14 protein-coding genes are annotated in these 17,772 nt (G+C 69.1%); 8 read left to right on the top strand and 6 right to left on the bottom strand.

The annotated features are described in order from the left end of the window. Positions 1-7 precede the first annotated feature (7 nt). The gene (hemE, locus tag ACYVBN_RS05700) at positions 8-1,075 is read left to right on the top strand and encodes a uroporphyrinogen decarboxylase (RefSeq protein ID WP_460599658.1); all 1,068 of its coding nucleotides are present in this window, start codon (positions 8-10) and stop codon (positions 1,073-1,075) included. Here the strand turns inward: hemE and yczE are convergent. Then, a complete protein-coding gene (gene yczE, locus ACYVBN_RS05705; RefSeq protein ID WP_440283037.1) occupies positions 969-1,712 on the bottom strand; it encodes a membrane protein YczE in 744 nt (247 codons plus the stop codon). The genes hemE and yczE overlap by 107 nt on opposite strands. A gap of 125 nt (positions 1,713-1,837) precedes the next feature. Between yczE and yczR the strand changes: the two genes are divergently transcribed. From yczR to hemQ, 3 genes are all read left to right on the top strand, one after another. Continuing rightward, on the top strand, positions 1,838-3,259 hold the full coding sequence (gene yczR, locus ACYVBN_RS05710; protein WP_460599659.1) for an aminotransferase-like domain-containing protein: 1,422 nt from the start codon (positions 1,838-1,840) through the stop codon (positions 3,257-3,259). Positions 3,260-3,363: 104 nt separating this feature from the next. After that, positions 3,364-4,746, top strand: coding sequence for a protoporphyrinogen/coproporphyrinogen oxidase (hemG, locus tag ACYVBN_RS05715; RefSeq protein WP_460599660.1), 1,383 nt, complete (start codon positions 3,364-3,366; stop codon positions 4,744-4,746). Between the two features lie 22 nt (positions 4,747-4,768). Then, positions 4,769-5,482, top strand: coding sequence for a chlorite dismutase family protein (gene hemQ / locus ACYVBN_RS05720; protein WP_460599661.1), 714 nt, complete (start codon positions 4,769-4,771; stop codon positions 5,480-5,482). A gap of 2 nt (positions 5,483-5,484) precedes the next feature. Here the strand turns inward: hemQ and ACYVBN_RS05725 are convergent, their stop codons facing one another. From ACYVBN_RS05725 to ACYVBN_RS05735, 3 genes are all read right to left on the bottom strand, one after another. Then, a complete protein-coding gene (locus ACYVBN_RS05725) occupies positions 5,485-6,915 on the bottom strand; it encodes an amino acid permease (RefSeq protein ID WP_440283041.1) in 1,431 nt (476 codons plus the stop codon). 88 nt (positions 6,916-7,003) lie between these two features. Then, on the bottom strand, positions 7,004-7,429 hold the full coding sequence (gene msrB / locus ACYVBN_RS05730) for a peptide-methionine (R)-S-oxide reductase MsrB (protein WP_440283042.1): 426 nt from the start codon (positions 7,427-7,429) through the stop codon (positions 7,004-7,006). Between the two features lie 123 nt (positions 7,430-7,552). Beyond that, on the bottom strand, positions 7,553-9,955 hold the full coding sequence (locus tag ACYVBN_RS05735) for a lamin tail domain-containing protein (RefSeq protein ID WP_460599662.1): 2,403 nt from the start codon (positions 9,953-9,955) through the stop codon (positions 7,553-7,555). Positions 9,956-10,092: 137 nt separating this feature from the next. On the opposite strand from ACYVBN_RS05735, the gene ACYVBN_RS05740 reads away from it, so the two are divergent. Beyond that, on the top strand, positions 10,093-11,172 hold the full coding sequence (locus tag ACYVBN_RS05740) for a DNA polymerase domain-containing protein (RefSeq protein WP_460599663.1): 1,080 nt from the start codon (positions 10,093-10,095) through the stop codon (positions 11,170-11,172). A gap of 116 nt (positions 11,173-11,288) precedes the next feature. Here ACYVBN_RS05740 and ACYVBN_RS05745 read toward each other — a convergent pair whose 3' ends face one another. Further along, positions 11,289-12,350, bottom strand: a complete 1,062-nt coding sequence (locus ACYVBN_RS05745) for an ATP-dependent DNA ligase (protein ID WP_460599664.1) — start codon at positions 12,348-12,350, stop codon at positions 11,289-11,291. A gap of 36 nt (positions 12,351-12,386) precedes the next feature. Here ACYVBN_RS05745 and ACYVBN_RS05750 point away from each other — a divergent pair, with 36 nt between their 5' ends. Together ACYVBN_RS05750 and ACYVBN_RS05755 are read left to right on the top strand one after the other, a co-directional pair. Further along, a complete protein-coding gene (locus ACYVBN_RS05750) occupies positions 12,387-13,538 on the top strand; it encodes an alpha/beta hydrolase family protein (RefSeq protein ID WP_460599665.1) in 1,152 nt (383 codons plus the stop codon). Positions 13,539-13,566: 28 nt separating this feature from the next. Then, positions 13,567-14,442 (top strand): polyphosphate kinase 2 family protein, encoded by an 876-nt coding sequence (locus ACYVBN_RS05755; protein WP_460599666.1) that lies wholly within the window; start codon positions 13,567-13,569, stop codon positions 14,440-14,442. 12 nt (positions 14,443-14,454) lie between these two features. On the opposite strand, the gene glgX is transcribed toward ACYVBN_RS05755, so the two are convergent. Beyond that, positions 14,455-16,572, bottom strand: coding sequence for a glycogen debranching protein (gene glgX, locus ACYVBN_RS05760; protein WP_460599667.1), 2,118 nt, complete (start codon positions 16,570-16,572; stop codon positions 14,455-14,457). A 94-nt stretch (positions 16,573-16,666) separates the two neighbouring features. On the opposite strand from glgX, the gene ACYVBN_RS05765 reads away from it, so the two are divergent. Beyond that, a complete protein-coding gene (locus ACYVBN_RS05765; protein WP_440283050.1) occupies positions 16,667-17,767 on the top strand; it encodes a YihY/virulence factor BrkB family protein in 1,101 nt (366 codons plus the stop codon). Positions 17,768-17,772: the final 5 nt, after the last annotated feature.

Raw genomic sequence — 17,772 nt, forward strand, 5'->3', positions numbered from 1 at the left:
GAGGATCGTGCGCGTGACTGCTGCTCCCGACCCCCGCGACAGCGCGCTGGTGCGCGCCGCCCGCGGCCTGCCGACGACACACACCCCGGTCTGGTTCATGCGCCAGGCGGGGCGATCGCTGCCCGAGTACCGCCAGGTCCGGGCGGACGTGCCGATGCTCCAGGCGTGCCGGACGCCGGAGCTGGTCTGTGAGATCACCCTGCAGCCGGTGCGGCGTCACGGCGTCGATGCGGCTGTCTTCTTCAGCGACATCGTGGTCCCGCTCGCAGCGGCCGGTGTCGATGTCGACATCGTGCCGGGGACCGGTCCGGTCGTGGCGCGCCCGGTGCGTACGGCGGCGGACGTCGAGGCGTTGCCGGAGCTGAGGCCGGACCAGGTGCAGGACATCGCGGAGGCGGTGCGTCTGTCGACCGCCGAGCTGGGCGGGACACCGCTGATCGGTTTCGCCGGCGCGCCGTTCACCCTGGCCAGTTACCTCGTCGAGGGTGGTCCGTCCAAGAACCACGAGCACACCAAGGCGCTGATGTACGGCGCTCCCGACACCTGGAACGCGTTGTGTGCCAAGCTCGCTCGCATCTCCGGCACGTTCCTGCGGGTGCAGGCCGCGGCCGGCGCGAGCGCCGTACAACTCTTCGACTCGTGGGTCGGAGCGTTGTCGTTGGCCGACTACCGACGCTTCGTGCAGCCGCACTCGGCCGCTGCGCTGGCTACCGTCGCGGACCTCGACGTGCCGCGCATCCACTTCGGTGTCGGCACCGGTGAGCTGCTGGCCGCGATGGGCGAGGCGGGCGCCGAGGTGGTCGGCGTGGACTTCCGGGTGCCGCTGGACGAGGCGGCCCGGCGGGTCGGGCCGTCATACAGCCTGCAGGGCAACCTCGACCCAGCACTGCTGTTCGCGCCCTGGGAGCCGCTGGAGGCGAAGGTCCGGGAGATCCTGGAGCAGGGCAAGGCCGCCCGCGGCCACATCTTCAACCTCGGCCACGGGGTGTTGCCGAGCACCGATCCGGACGCGTTGACGCGGGTGGTGGAGTTGGTGCACTCGGTGTCGGGCGCTGCGTCGAACTCGACGTCCTGACCGGCTCGTCCAACGGCACGACCAGGTGCCGCAGGAAGAACTGCACGAGCGGGCCGATCGACACCGCGTAGAGCACGGTGCCGATGCCCACGACGCCGCCGAGCAGCCACCCGACGACCAGCACGGTGAGTTCGAGTGACGTGCGCACCAGGCGCAGGCTCAGTCCGGTGCGCAGGTGCAGGCCGGTCATCAGGCCGTCCCGGGGGCCGGGACCGAGCTGGCTGCCGATGTAGAGGGCACCGCCGATCGCGTTGATCACCAGGGCGATCGGCAGCATCACGATCCGCGCCGGCAACGCGTGTTGCGTCGGGATGATCGCCAGTGCGACGTTGGTGGCGATGCCGATCCAGATGGCGTTGGCGATGGTGCCGAAGCCCGGCCACTGCCGCAGCGGGACCCACAACAGCAGGACCGGGATGCTCACCAGGATGACGGTGGTGCCGAGGTCGAGGCCGAGGTGTTGGGCGACGCCGTAGTGGAAGACGTCCCACGGGTCGAGGCCGAGTCCGGCACGCACGAACAGCGCCATGGCCAAGCCGTACAGCGTGAGGCCGGCAAAGAGACGGACCAGCCGGCTGGGCAGGCGTCCGGCGCGCAGTTGTTCGCGGGGCGTGAGCGCGGCGAGGGTCGGCTGCATGCCGTCCAGCATGGCCGACGAGTGGCCCGCAGAAGAAGAGCCACTTGTCGGCAAGTGGCGTGACCGGGCCGACCGAGGAACAAGGTGGCCTTGCCTGACGATGCCACTGCGGGGATTATGGGCCCATGGAGACCCGTGTGTCGGCCCGCCGCCTGTCCGTGCTGCTCGGCCCGCGGGTGGCGGGAGCGCCGGCGTACGGCTGGCTGGCCGACGGCATCCGCCGGCTGGTCGCCGACGGTCGCCTGCTGCACGGCACCCGGCTGCCCAGCGAGCGCGAACTGGTCACGGCCCTGGGCGTCAGCCGCACCACGGTCACCCGGGCGTACGGCGTGCTGCGCGAGCGCGGTTATGCGTCCGCCGTGCGCGGGTCGGGCACCGTCGTGCAGGTTCCGGGCGGGCCGGTCGCCGGTGGCGGCGAGCCGCTCGAGCTCTCCGCGCTGCAGCCGTCCGGCGAGGACGTGATCGACCTGACCTGCGCGGCCCCGGCGGCGACGCCCGGTCTGAATCGCGCGTACGAATGGGCGGTCGAACGGATGCCGTCCTTCATCGCCGGCGCCGGTTACTTCCCGCTCGGAGTGCCGGAGCTGCGGGAGGCGATCGCGACCCGATACGCCGAGCGCGGTGTGCCGACCGATCCGGACCAGATCATCGTGACGACCGGCGCCTTGGCCGGGCTGGCCGCGATCTTCCGGGCGACGCTGCACCGGGCGGATCCGGTGGTGGTGGAGAGCCCGACCTATCCGAACTCGCTGCGCGCGCTGCAGCACGCCGGCGCGCGGGTCGTCGGCGCGCCGCTGGTCACCGAGGCGATCGACGACGTCGCGGGCGTCATACGACGCTCGGGTGTGCGAATGATGGTGGCAATGCCCGATTTTCACAATCCGACCGGTGCGGTGTGGTCCGACGAGGAACGCGCCCGCATCGCGCGCAAGTGGCGATCGTCCGGGGTGACCGGAGTGGTCGACGAGACGATGTCCGACATCTGGCTGGATCGCCCGATCGATGCCCGTCCGATGGCCGGCCACGCACCGGACTGTGTCACGGTCGGCAGCGCGTCGAAGACCTTCTGGGGCGGCCTGCGGATCGGCTGGATCCGCGCGCCACACGCGCTCAGCGGAGCGATCGCGCGGGCTCGGCTGTCGATGGATCTGGGCGCGCCGGTGCTGGAGCAGCTCGTGGTGGCGCGGCTGTTGCGGACCCAGCGGGAGCTGAGCGCGGAGTCGCGGCAGCGCATCACGGACTCGCGCCGCGTGCTGCTCGGCCTTGCCGAGCGCTGCCCGGGCTGGCAAGTGGACGCCCCGGCAGGCGGTCTCAGCCTGTGGTGGCACCTGCCGACCGAGAGCTCGACCGCACTGGTCACGGCGGCCGAACGCCGCGGCGTGCTGCTGGCTCCGGGGTCGCTCTTCGCAGTCGACGGGCGGGGGCTGGAGCGGTGGATCCGCACGCCGTACGCGCTGGACGAGATGACCCTGCGGCGAGCGGCGGACGCGATCGCCGAGGCGTGGTCCGAGGTCGGTATGCAGACCGGAGCTGTCCGCTCGCACTGACAGGGTGCGCGCATGAGTCGCGAATTCTGCTTGGACTGAACGGTTTTCGGACAGCGGCCGGGTGCTCCTACGCTCATGGGTCGCGCGGGTGAGAAGCTGATGGCATGGCTCGTATCGTCATCGTCGGCGCAGGGATCAGTGGTCTGGCCGCTGCCCTGGAAGCAGCTGCTTCCTCACACGAAGTGGTGGTTCTGGAAGGGTCCCCGCAGATCGGCGGCAAGCTCCGGCTGGCGACGATCTCCGGTCACCAGGTCGACGTCGGCGCCGAATCCATGCTGGCCCGCCGACCGGAGGCCCTGGAGTTGCTGGCCGATCTCGATGTCGCCGCTGTGCACCCTGCGCCGGTGCCCGCCTCGATCTGGACCCGGGGCCGGCTGCGGTCGATGCCCCGCGGCACGATGCTCGGCGTACCCGCCGACGCCGACTCGTTGCGCGCACTGCTGACGGACGACGAATTGGACCGGGCGCGTGCTGAACAGCTCGTGCGGCCGGACGGTGACCTGTCGGTGGGGGAGCTGGTGGAGGCCGCGCTGGGGCCGGCGGTGGTCGACCGGCTGGTCGAACCGCTGCTCGGCGGGGTGTACGCCGGCCATGCCCGCCGGCTCTCGGCGGCGGCCGCGGCGCCGGCGCTGCTGACCGCCGCCCGGCACGGACGCGCGCTGACGGAGGCGGCTCGTGCGGCGAGCGCTCGACCGGTCACCGCCGAACCACCCACACCCGTCTTCGCCGGCCTGCGCGGCGGGATCGGTTCACTGCCCAAACACCTGGTGCGGCTCCTGCTCGACCGTGGTGTCACGGTGCGCACCGGGGCCACCGTGCGGGACGTCGCACACGTGGGCAGCCGGTGGCGGATCACCGTGGGGGAGACGCGGTCCCCGGAGTTCCTCGATGCCGACGGGGTGGTCCTCGCAACGCCGGCACGGGCGACCTCACGGTTGCTCGACGGCGTTGCCCCGGACGCCTCACACACGCTCGGCCAGATCGAGTACGCATCGATGGCGATCGTGACCTACGCCTTCGCCACCGACGAATCCGGTGTGTTCGCAGGCAGTTCCGGCTTCCTGGTGCCACCGGTCGACGGTCGCCGGATCAAGGCCTCGACGTTCAGTTCCAGCAAGTGGCCATGGTTGACGGAAGCGGCGCCGGAGGTCAGGTTCGTGCGGGTTTCGATCGGGCGGCACGGCGAGGAGGCCGACCTGCACAAGAGCGATGCCGAGCTGGCTGCCGCCGGTATGGCGGACCTGCGGGCGGCGCTCGGCGGCGACGTTCCGCGACCGGTTGCCGCGCACGTGCAGCGATGGGGAGGGGCACTGCCGCAGTACGCGGTCGGCCATGTGGACCGCGTCGCGGCAGTGTGGGCCGCGCTGGAGCCGTTGGCCGGCCTCGAGGTTGCCGGTGCGGCATACGACGGGGTCGGCATACCGGCGTGCATCGGGACCGGCCGGAAGGCGGCCGGTGCGGTGCTCACCCACCTCGGCGGGCGCTGACCGACCGAGGGACAATGAGGCCATGAGCGACGACCAGCGACTGCGACCCGGTGCCAAGGCGATCAACGAGATCAACGACACCATCCGCTACACGATGTATTCCGCGTTCAAGGCGACCCGCGCGTTGCCGGACGACCGGGAGGGCGCGATCGCCGAGGCCGAGCAGTTCCTCAAGGAGCTGGAGTCCCAGGACGTCGTGGTCCGCGGGACGTACGACGTGGGCGGCCTGCGCGCCGACGCCGACCTGCTGATCTGGTGGCACAGCGCCGACATCGAGCCGCTGCAGGACGCCTACCACCGCTTCCAGTTGACCGAGCTGGGCCGCAGCTTCGATCCGGTCTGGTCCAACGTCGCGGTGCACCGTCCGGCGGAGTTCAACAAGTCGCACGTGCCGGACTTCCTGGTCGACCCCGAGCCGAAGAAGTACGTGTGCGTCTACCCGTTCGTGCGTTCCTACGAGTGGTACCTGTTGCCCGACGCCGAGCGTCGCACGATGCTCAAGGACCACGGTCTGCTCGCGCGCGGCTACCCGGACGTGCGGGCCAACACCGTGCCGGCGTTCGCCCTGGGTGACTACGAGTGGATCCTGGCCTTCGAGGCCGGCGAGCTGCACCGCATCGTCGACCTGATGCGCGACTTGCGCGCCGCCGAGGCCCGGATGCACACCCGCGTCGAGATCCCGTTCTTCACCGGACCGCTCACCCCGATCGGGGACCTGGCACGCCGCTTGCGGTAGGCCTACCCGTCGTCGGTCTGGACGGCTTCGCCCTGACCGACCTTGCTGTGCCGATAGCCGTAGGCCGCGTAGACGATCGCGCCGAGGACGAACCAGACGGCGAAGCGGATCCAGGTCGCCTCGCTGAGCTTGGTGACCAGCCAGATCGAGAACCCGATGCCGAGCAGCGGGGTGATCGGCATGAAGGGCGTCCGGAAGGTGCGCGGCAGGTCGGGTGAGCGGTAGCGCAGCACGATCACCGCCGCGGAGACGACGACGAAGGCGAGCAGGATGCCGATGTTGGTGAGTTCCGCGGCCTCGCCGATCTTGACGAACCCGGCGATGGCGGCCGCGACGACGCCGATGATCCAGGTCGGACGGTGCGGCGACTGGTGCTTGTTGGTCTGGGCGAACCAGGCCGGCAGCAGGCCGTCCCGGCTGATCGCGAACCACACCCGCGAGGCGCCGAGGGTGAAGGAGTAGAGCACGGTGATGATGCCGACGATCGCACCGAGCGCGACGATCTTGGCGAAGACCGTCAGCCCGACCCCGTTGAACGCCTCGGCGAAGGCGGCGCTGTCGGACAGGTGCGTGTAGTCCACCATGCCGGTCAGCACGGTGGCGGCCAGCAGGTAGAGCACCATGGCGATGGCGAGCGACAGGATGATCGCCTTGGGCAGATTGCGCTCGGCGTCCTTGGCTTCCTCCGCGGCGGTGCTCATCGCGTCATACCCGAAGACCGCGAAGAAGACGGTCGCCGCGCCGGTCGCGACACCGGACATGCCGTAGGGCAGGTAGGGCGAGAGATTGTCCGACTTGACGTAGAAGAAGCCCACGACGATGACTGCGAGCACGATCGCGATCTTGACGAAGACCAGCCAGGTCTCGACCTTGGCGCTGGTGCGCATGCCACGGTTGAGCAACCAGGCGACCCCGAGACACAGCAGCACCGCGAAAAGATCGATGTGGTGGCCCGGACCGGTGCCCGGAGCGCCCAGCATCCAGGCCGGCAGATGGATGCCGATCGCATCGAGCAGGAAACTGAAATACTGCGAGACGCCGATCGCGACGACAGCCACGATCGCGGTGTATTCCAGCAGCAGGTCCCAGCCGATGAACCAGCCGACGGCCTCGCCGAGCACGGCATACCCATAGGTGTATGCCGAACCGGCCCGCGGTATCAGCCCGCCGAACTCGGCATACGACAGCGCGGCGCACGCACTGGCGATGCCGGCGATGATGAACGAGATCGAGACGGCCGGCCCGGCATCGTGTTTGGCGACTGTGCCGGCGAGCGCGAAGATGCCGGCGCCGATGATGGCGCCGAGGCCGATGGCAGTCAGTTGCCAGAGACCGACGGTGCGCTCCAGGCCGCTGTCCTCGGCGGCCTCGATCGGTTTGCGTCGAAAGATCCCGGTGGTCCTGGGGATCGGGGTGGGACGGTCCGTCGCCATGGCTTTCCTCCTGTGCCGAATCGGCCCAGCGTGGCACCCGTTCGGGGCGCTGTCGAGGAGGCGCGGCGACGGCCCGCCAGGTTACCGGTCAGTCGCTCCCGGTGGTCGGCGCGAGCTTCAACGACACCGAGTTGATGCAGTAACGCTGATCGGTCGGCGTCGGATAGCCCTCGCCCTCGAAGACGTGGCCCAGGTGCGATCCGCAGCTGGCGCAACGGACTTCGGTGCGGACCATCCCCATCGACCGATCGGAGATCAGCTCGACGTTGTCGTCCTCGGACGGCGCGTAGAAGGACGGCCAGCCGCAGTGGCTGTGGAACTTCGTCGTGCTGCGGAAGAGTTCGGCACCACACGCGCGGCAGTGATAGACGCCCTCGGTCTCGGTGTCGTTGTATTCGCCGGTGAAGGGGCGCTCGGTGGCCGCCTCCCGCAGCACGGCGTATTCGGCCGGCGACAGCTCCGCCCGCCACTCCTCGTCGGTCTTGCTCACCTGGTATGCCGACTGGTCGCTCACGGGGGCGTCCTTTCCGTCGTGGAAGTCCTGTCGTAGTGCACAACAACGCGGCCGCCCGGGACGTTCCCGGGCGGCCGCTGGTCTCGGTACGGGCGCGATCCTCGCCCTACCCGACCGGCGTCATCAATGCACTGCCAGTTTCACGACCTGCGGGTCGTGGTCGGAGTCCTGGTCGTAGAACTGCGAATTGGTGTGCACGACCTGATAGTCGTACTTCGTGGTCAGCGCCGGGCTCACCACGATCTGGTCCAACACCTGACTGTTGCCCTGGTAGTCGTAGGTGTAGCGCTCGTTCGGCGGCAGGGTGTCGATCAGGTCCGTCATCGCGGTCCTGCCCGACCCCTTGAGGATGGCCGCGGTCTGGCTGAAGTTGAAGTCGTTCAGGTCACCCAGAACGACGATGTTCGCGTGCTTGTTCGCCGCGAGCAGGTCGTCGATGAAACCGCGAACGGCGGTTGCCTGGGCGTGTCGCTGCACCTCCGAGGAGCGCTGCGGCGGCTGGTAGCGGCCCATGATGCCGTCGTCGCCGCCCTTGGAGTTGAAGTGGTTCGCGACGACGAACAGCGGCTTGCCCCACCACAGGAACTCGCCGACGAGCGGCTTGCGGGAGTCCTCCCACGCCGAGTTCGTCGGGTCGATCCGGCCGGGGGAGTAGTTGATCGACGCCCACGGCCCCTTCCCGGTGACCGCGACCGAGTTGGTCGACGTGCCACCGGGCTTGTCGACGAACGTCATACCGCGGTCGCTGCGGTAGAGGAAGACCGACCGGATGTTGCCGCCCGGCTGGCCGCCGTCCTGGTCGTTGACCGGGTTGATCCACTTCGCCTGGTATGACGGCCCGCCGGCGGCCCTGATCGCGGCGATCAGCTTGTCCGTGGTCGCGGTGGAGTCCACCGTGCCGTCGTCGGTGGCGCCCGTGTTGTCCTGGATCTCCTCGATGGCCAGGATGTCCGGGGACGCCAGGTTGGTGACGATCTGGCCCGCCAGGCGGTCGAACTTGCGCTGCGGGTCGCTCGGCGCGAGGTTCTCCACGTTGAAGGTGGCGACCGCCGCCTGCCTCTTGCCGGCGGGTTCGACGACGTCGCGGGTGGTGCCGCCGGACTGCCGCTGGCCGGCCTCGGTCGCCATCAGGGTGAAGTTGCCGAAGTTGTAGTCCAGGACGCCGGCGGTGACGCCGGCGTAGCTGTCGCCGGTGTTGGCCGGGGCGATCGAACCCTTGGGCAGCAAGGCATCGGACAGGATCAGTCGCATCGCGTTGGGCGTGTCGTAGCTGCGGTAGAGCACGCCGCCGTCGGGGGTCCATGTGACGTCGGTGGTGTTCGCCGGAACGATGGGGGTCTCGCCGTACGACGTGGCGGTCGGGCCGACGGCCTTGGCGTCGGTCTCCTGGATCCGCATGCCCTCCAACGACTCCCAGAAGTCGAGGGCGTTCATCGCCGGGTCGAGGGTGAGTCCAGCCTGCTCGACGTTGCCCGGCGTGCCCTGTTCGACGACCTGTGCCGGCGGGACGTGCCCGGTCGAGCCGATCTCGATCGCCTCGGGCAGCGGGTTGCCCGAGCTGGTGACCTGGATGTTCGGTGAGCCGAGCTCGGTGGTCGTCAGGTTGCCGTTGGACACGCCCCCGGGCCGGTACTCGGACACCTTGCCGGCGACCGTGACGGCGTCACCGACCTTGACCATGCCGGCTCCGCCGAACACGTAGAGACCCTCGCTGGTGCGCGGGTCGTCGTCCGGGGTCGCCGACTGGATCCAGAAGCCGGCGCTGCCATTGACAGCGGTGACGATGCCGCGCACGTCCTTGACCTGCTGCCCGGTGAGCGGCGACTCGAAGCCGGTGCCCTGGATCTGCTCGATGCTCGAGGACGTGCCGGTGGGTGGCGGCTGGGTGTTGCCGTCGGTGCCGCACACACCCGCCGGTGCCGTGGAGTTCAGGGGATCAGGATCCGCGGCGACGAAGTCCTGGGAGTTGTCGTCGGTGTCCGTGCAGCCGGTCTTGCGGGAGTCCGCCAGCTTGTTGGACATCGCTGGCGCGTTCGAGCCCTCGACATACGACGAGGTGACGGCGCCGTACCCGACGGTGTCGACGGTGGCACCGCCCTGACGGAGCACGACGCTGCCGTTGGACGCGGACATGTTCAGGGTGCCGCTGGCGTCCGGTGCCGGCAGAGCGGGGGCGGAGCCGGTGCCGGCGCCCTCCTGGACGAGGAAGTGGCCCCCTGCCGCGACCGAGCCGCTGAGGGTCGTTGTGCCGCCGCTGTTGCCGCCGGCGGAGTAGTAGGTGAGCGTCCAGCCGGACAGGTCGACCGGGTTCGAGCTGCGGTTGTAGAGCTCGATGTAGTCGTTCTGGTAGGGCGCGCCGCTGTTGCCGCCGCCGCCGTAGACGGCGGAGATGACCACGGAGTCGGAGGCCGCGTGTGCCGGGGTGACGGCCAGGCTCGCGGAGCCGCCGACCGCCAGGGCGGACGCGGCGAGGAGGGTGACGAGTCGTACGCGGGTGACGCGCGTGCGCAAGGGGAGTTGTGGCATGGGGACCTTCCAGGGGTGATGCGAGACGGCGCGATCGCGCCGCGTCCCAGTGACTGTAGGACTCGGCATGGTGCGGTGGGGCGTTGCGCGGTGACGACCTGCTGAACTCGGGGCGAAATCGCCCGTAGGTTGGTCCCATGGCCAAGACTCCAGCGGCACAGGTCGCCGTGGGTGACCGCGAAGTGCGCGTGTCCAGTCCCGACCGGGTGATCTACGACGCCACGGACCGCACGCCGGCGATCAGCAAGCTGCAGGTGTGCGAGTACTTCGCGACGGTCGGCGAGGCATTGATGCGCGCGGTCGGCGAGCGGCCCACCGCGATGGAGCGCTGGCCGAGCGGCTACCGGGAGGGCATGCGGCTGTCCACCGGGTATGGCGACGACGGCGACGGTTTCTATCAGAAGCGCCTGCCGCGGGGAGCGCCCGACTACGTCGAGACGGTCGCCGTGACGTTCCCCAGCGGACGCACCGCACAGGAGTTGTGCCCGACCGAGCCGGCGTCGCTGGTGTGGGCGGCACACATGGGCACCCTGACGTTCCACCCGTGGCCGGTGCGTCGCCCGGACGTCGACCAGCCGGACGAGCTGCGGATCGACCTGGACCCGCAGCCCGGCACCGGTTTCGCCGACGCGCAGCGGGTCGCCGCGGTCGCTCGCGAATTGCTGGAGGAGCTGGGGTTGCGGGGCTTCCCCAAGACGAGCGGCAACCGCGGCGTGCACATCTATGTGCGCGTCGAACCACGATGGAGCTTCGAGGAATTGCGGCACGCTGCCATCGGGTTCGGTCGCGAGCTGGAGCGGCGCGACGGCGGGGTGACGACCAGTTGGTGGAAGGAGGAGCGGGGGAAGCGGATCTTCGTGGACTTCAATCAGAACAACCGGGACCGGACCATCGCCTCGGCGTGGTCCCTGCGCGCCCGTCCTGGTGCACCGGTGAGCACGCCGATGTCCTGGTCGCAGTTGGCCGAGGTCTCGGATCCGCGCGACTTCAATCTGGTGACGGTGCCCGAGCTGCTGGCCGAGGGTGACCCGTGGGCGGACATGAACGACACGGCATACTCCCTCGAGCCGTTGCTGCAGCTGTGGGAGACGCTGCCCGGCGGCGAGCTCAACTTCCCGCCGGACTATCCCAAGATGCCCGGCGAGCCACCGCGTGTGCAGCCGTCGAAGAGGGTGGCCGAGCACTGGGACGCGGACGGTAACCGGATCGAGAAGTAGCCTGCGGCGTGCGTGAGTGGCGACGGTTGCCGGTTGTGCACGGGTTACGGCGCCCGGGGCGTGCGTGAGTGGCGACGGTTGCCCGTCGCCGATCGTTGGACGTCAGTCGACGTGCGTCATTCGAGGGTCGTCAGCACGTCGTCCAGGTCGTATGCCGGAGCCCGGTCGACCTGGGACAGCAGGCACGACTCGGGCTCGCGATCGGGTCGCCAGCGCACGAATCCGACCCCGTGCCGGAAACGCCGGCCCTCCAACTGGTCGAACTTCACCTCGACCACCCGCTCGGGCCGCAGCCGGACAAACGACACGTCCTTGTTGCTGCTGAAGCGGGAGCGATCGGTCTCTCCGTGCACCGCGTCGCCGTCGTCGTCACGCACCACCAGTGGCTGCAGTTCGTCGATCAGTTCGAGGCGGCGCTTGGCCGTGAAGGACACGATGCCGCCGACGTTGCGCAGCGTGCCGTCGTCGTCATACAGCCCCAGCAACAGGGAACCGACACCCTTGCCGCTCTTGTGGATCCGGTAGCCGACGAGCACCGCGTCGGCGGTGCGGGTGTGCTTGATCTTGAGCATCGTCCGCTTGCCCGGCTGGTATGGCGCGAGCTTCGCCTTCGCCACCACACCGTCGAGGCCCGCGCCCTCGAACCTGCGGAACCAGTGCTGCGCGACCGCCGGGTCGTCGGTGACCCGGGTCAGGTGGAAGGGCGCACCCACCGAGCGCATCACCGCCACGAGCGCATCGCGACGTTCCTCGAAGGGCTGATCCAGCAACGATCTGCCGTCGACGACAAGGGCGTCGAAGAAGATCACCTCGGCCGGCGTCTCCTCGGCGAGCTTGCGCACCCGCGACTCCGCCGGGTGGATGCGTTGACTGAGCGCTTCGAAATTGAGCCGGGCAGAACCCCTTTCGCCGGCGCGCACCACCACCTCACCGTCCAAGGCGCACCGGTCGGGCAGCTGCTCACGCACGGCGGTGACCAGCTCCGGGAAGTAGCGGGTCAGCGGCTTGGACCCGCGGGAGGCCAGCTCCACCTCGTCACCGTCCTTGAGCACGATGCAGCGAAAGCCGTCCCACTTCGGCTCGTAGAGGAACCCGCCCTCGACACTGTCCGCGGCCGGCATGGACGTCGTCGCCTTGGCGAGCATGGGGGTGATGGGCAACTCCAGCGGCATGTCCATCCGGCCATTGTGCCCGTCGGCTGCGACGATGACGTCATGGACAGCACTGTGCTCCGCCGGGCCATCGCGCCGGCCGCCGGCGTGACGACCGGTGTCACCGCCGCGGTGGGCGGGGGAACGGTGGGCATCTCCAGCTACTTCGCACGGCAGTTGGTCACGCCGGTCGTGCCGGTGGACGACGTGCCACTGCTCGCCGTCGGTGCCGACCACGTCGTGTTGGCGGCCACCGAAGAGTCCGTCGCACCCGGCCGGTACGGCGTGTGGCAACACGCATTCGAGACACACGCACGCATCGGTGAGGTGCTCGACGTGACCGGTGACCGGGTCACCCGTCGGCTCGACGGCACGGACTTCGGTGAGTTGCGGGCCGGGCAGGTCCGCTTCAACGGCTATTACTTCTGCGGCCCGCCGGCGACCTCCTTGCCGGTGGCGCTGAAGGACATCGAGCTGGACACACCGGTCGGTCCGATGCCCGCCTGGGTGGACCGGGTCGCCGGCAGCGACCGCTGGGCCGTGTTGGTGCACGGCCGCGGAGCCCTGCGCAGCGAGGCGCTACGCGCGGTGCCGGTGCTGCACGAACTGGGTGTCAGCAGCGTCATACCCAACTACCGCAACGACTTCGGCGTGCCACCGTCGAGCGATCACCGCTACCACCTGGGCCTCACCGAGTGGGCCGATGTCGAAGCCGCCGTCCTGTATGCCGCTGCGCACGGCGCCCGCGACGTACAGCTGTTCGGCTGGTCGATGGGCGGTGCCACGGTGCTGCAACTGCTGGACCGGTCGTGGACCGCCGACCTGGTCAGTCGGGTCGTCCTCGACTCCCCGGTGGTGTCCTGGGCGCCGGTGCTCGACTTCCACGCCGGTGCGCACCGGCTGCCCCGGCTGATCCCCCGGGTGGGCGCCCGGTTGATGCGCGGGCCGCTGCGCGCCCGGGCCGCCGGACTGGACGAGCCGGTCGACGTGCGGCTCACCGACTGGGTCCGGCGCGCCGACGAGCTGAGCCGGCCGATGCTCGTGATCCACTCCGCGGTCGACGAATTCGTGCCCTACGCGCCGTCCGCGGCATTGGCGGCGGCGCGCCCGGACCTGGTGTGTCTGCAGACCTGGGACGTCGCGCGACACTGCCGCGAGTGGAACGTCGACCCGGACCGGTGGGAAGGCCTGGTCGCGGAATTCTGCTCGGGCTGAGCGACCGCCCGCTGTGCCATCATGCAGCATGGCGAAGAAGAAGCACGGCGCGAAGAAGCCCGAGCAGGCGGACGACTCGTTCGGCAGTGTGCTGCAGGTCGGCCCCGGGTTCCGGCTCGCCGACCTGGATCCCGCTGCCACGCCTGGCTTCTCGCGCAAGAAGAAGGACGCCGAGAAGGCGATGGACGCGGCGCGCGACGAGATCGACGATCTGCAGGAGCGGCTCTACGCCGGCGGCCGGGACGGCGACGGGCCCGCGATCCTGCTGGTCGTGCAGGGCATGGACACCTCCGGCAAGGGCGGCGTCATGCGGCACGTCGTGGGCACGGTGGACCCGCAGGGTGTGCGGCTGCACGCCTTCAAGGCACCGTCCGCCGAGGAACGGCGCCACCCGTTCCTGTGGCGCATCCGCCGCGAGCTGCCGCGGCCCGGCTACATCGGGGTCTTCGACAGGTCCCACTACGAGGACGTGCTGGTGGTGCGCGTGCATGACCTGGTGCCACCGGCGACCTGGCGCCGCCGCTACGACCAGATCAACAGCTTCGAGCGCTCGGCCAACGACAGGGGCATCCACCTGATCAAGGTGATGCTGCACATCTCCTCCGGCGAGCAGAAGGCCCGCCTGCAGGAGCGCCTCGACCGGCCGGACAAGTACTGGAAGTTCAACCCCGGTGACATCGACGAGCGGGAACGATGGGACGACTACCAGCAGGCCTATCAGGCCGTCTTCGACAAGACCTCCACCGAGCAGAACCCTTGGTATGCCGTTCCGGCCGACCACAAGTGGTATGCCCGACTGGCCGTCCAGCAGCTGCTGCTGGAAGGACTGCGCGGTCTGGATCTGCACTGGCCCAGGCCGGACTTCGACGTCGCCGAGCAGCAGCGACGCCTGGCCGCCACCTGACCAGCCCGTCGCTCAGTCGGTGCCCTCCGCCTGCAGGAGCAACATCGACCGGCTCGGGATGTCCAGGCTCGCGCCCGGCTCGAAGGTCGCGTCCTGGTCGGTCTCGTCGCCGGCCGTGCTCAACGCGATGTGCCACGTGCCGTCATACAACTCGGCGGGGACGGTGAACTCGACCGGCTCGGAGTGACCGTTGAACAGCAGCAGGAAGTGATCGTCGAGCACCTCTCGGCCGCGTTCGTCCGGTGCGCTGATCGCTCGGCCGTTGAGGAAGACCATCAGCGTGCGGGCGTAGCCGTTGCGCCAGTCGAGGTCGTTCATCTCCTCACCGGTGGGGGAGTACCACGCGATGTCGCCGTGGTCGCCGGCGCCCGCCTGATGGGCGTCGCCGTCGAAGAAGCGCCGCCGCCGGAAGGTCGGGTGCTCGGCCCGCAGTGCGATGACCCTGCGGGTGAAGTCCAGCAGTGACTGCTCGTCGTCGTCGAGTTCCCAATCGATCCAGGAGATTTCGTTGTCCTGGCAGTAGGTGTTGTTGTTGCCGCGCTGGGTGCGGCCGACCTCGTCGCCGTGCGCGAGCATCGGCACGCCCTGGCTGAACAGCAGCGTCGCGATGAAGTTGCGTTGCTGACGCAGACGCAGTCGGTTGATCTCGGGGTCGTCGGTCGGTCCTTCGGTCCCGCAGTTCCAGGAGCGGTTGTGGCTCTCCCCGTCGTTGTTGTCCTCGCCGTTGGCCTCGTTGTGCTTCTCGTTGTAGGACACCAGATCGCGCAGGGTGAAACCGTCGTGCGCGGTGACGAAGTTGATCGAGGCGATGGGCCGGCGCCCGGAGTGCGCGTAGAGGTCGCTGGAGCCGCTCAGCCGGGAGGCGAACTCGGCCAATGCGGACGGTTCGCCGCGCCAGAAGTCGCGCACCGAGTCGCGGTACTTGCCGTTCCACTCGGTCCACAACGGGGGGAAGTTGCCCACCTGGTAGCCGCCGTCGCCGAGGTCCCACGGCTCCGCGATCAGCTTGACCTGGGAGATCACCGGATCCTGCTGGATGATGTCGAAGAACGCCGAGAGCTTGTCGACCTCGTGGAACTGCCGGGCGAGCGTCGCCGCCAGGTCGAAGCGGAAGCCGTCGACGTGCATCTCCTGCACCCAGTAGCGCAGCGAGTCCATGATCAGCTGCAGCACGTGCGGGTTGCGCATCAGCAGGCTGTTCCCGGTGCCGGTCGTGTCGTAGTAGTGCGTCTTGTCGTCGTCGACCAGGCGGTAGTACGCGGCGTTGTCGATGCCTCGGAACGCGATGGTCGGGCCCAGCTCGTTGCCCTCGGCGGTGTGGTTGTAGACCACGTCGAGGATCACCTCGATGTCCGCCTCGTGCAGCGCCCGGACCATCGCCTTGAACTCACTGACCTGCTGTCCGTCGGTGCCGGATCCGGCGTATTCGTTGTGCGGCGCGAGGAAGCCGATGGTGTTGTAGCCCCAGTAGTTGCGCAGTCCCTTGTCCACCAGACTGCTGTCCTGGACGAACTGGTGCACCGGCAACAGTTCCACGGCGGTCACGCCGAGGTCGGTGAGGTGATCGATGATCGCCGGGTGGGCCAGGGCGGCATACGTGCCCCGGATCTCCTCCGGCACCTCCGGATGGGTCATCGTCAGGCCCTTGACATGGGTCTCGTAGATGACGCTGTCGTGGTATTCGTGTCGCGGCGGCCGGTCGTCACCCCAGTCGAAGAACGGGTTGATGACCACGGACAGCATCGTGTGTCCCAGCGAGTCGTCCTCGTTGTAGGCCTGCGGGTCCTCGAACCGGTAGCTGAACAGCGACTCGTCCCCGTCGACCTGACCGTCGAACGCCTTGGCATAGGGGTCGAGCAGCAACTTGGCCGGATTGCACCGGTGCCCCTCGGACGGGTTGTGCGGTCCGTGCACGCGGTATCCGTAGCGCTGTCCGTCCTGTATGCCGGGCAGGTACCCGTGCCACACGTGGCCGTCGACCTCCGTCAGGGCTACTCGGGTTTCTTCACCGGTCTCGCTGATCAGACACAACTCGACACCGTCGGCGATCTCGGAGAAGAGCGCGAAGTTGACGCCGGCGCCGTCATACGTGGCACCGAGGGGGTAGGGCTTGCCCGGCCAAATTTCCATAAAGGGCATTGTGGTCCACGGGATTCCGGTCCGACACGGCTACCTTGGGTCAAGTGATCGGTGAGACCGCGCGGCCCGGGACGTGCCGATGGGTGTGAAGGACACTCTGCGACGCGAATTGTCCCGGGTGCCAGGTCTGTTGGGCCTGGCCAGGCTGGCCGCCGGCACGTTCCGGGTGTGCATGAAACACCGGGTCACCGGGCTGGCCGCCGAAGCCGGCTTCTTCGCGCTGCTCTCCCTGCCGCCGCTGATCTTCGGGTTGCTGGGTGCGGTCGGCTACCTCGGGCACTGGCTCGGACCGGACATCGTGAGTCAGGTCACGGCCAACATCGAGCACTACGCGTCCGGCTTCCTCACCGAGCAGAGCCTGCGCGACGTCATCATGCCGACCATCAACTCCGCGCTGAGCGCCGGCCGCCCCGACGTGGTGTCGGTCGGCTTCCTGCTGTCGCTGTGGTCCGGATCCCGGGCCCTCAACGTCATGCTCGACACCGTCTCGATCATGTACGGCCACGGCGGCCACCGGGGGATCGTGCCGGCCCGCCTGCTGAGTCTGTCGCTGTATTTCGGCGGACTGATCTTCGGCGCGCTCGTGGTGCCGCTGATCGTCATCGGGCCGGACATCCTCAGCGGCTGGCTGCCACCCGGCCTGCGCTTCCTGATGGTCTTCTACTGGCCGCTCGTGGGCGGCCTGACGATCCTGACACTCGCGACGTTCTTCCACATCGCCACGCCCGGCCGACTGCCGTGGTTGCGGCATCTGCCCGGCGGCGTGCTGACCCTCGCGATCTGGGTGCTCGCCTCGATGATGTTGCGGTGGTTCCTCGGCCGCTCGGTCGGCGACCACAGTGCCAGCATCTATGGACCGCTGGCGGCAGCCATCGTGGTGATGACGTGGTTGTACTTCCTCGGCATTGCCGTGCTGATCGGCGCGGCCCTCAACGCCGCCTCCGTCAGATTGTGGCGGGCTCCGGAGCGCACGCCGGTGCGCGAGCGGGCGATCGAGTGGATCGGGGACGGTGTGACCAGGCTCAAGGAGCAGACCGTCGAGCCGGAGACCGGCCGCCTCAAACTGCCGGTGACGCGGCTCGATCTGGCCGAGCGGCGCAGGGTGCGCGCCGTACCCGAAACCGACGCGGGAGAGGACACCGCGCCGGAGGAGCCCCGTTTGGATTCCCGGCGCGCGATCGGCTAATGTTT

It is taken from the genome of Flexivirga lutea (assembly GCF_054778955.1).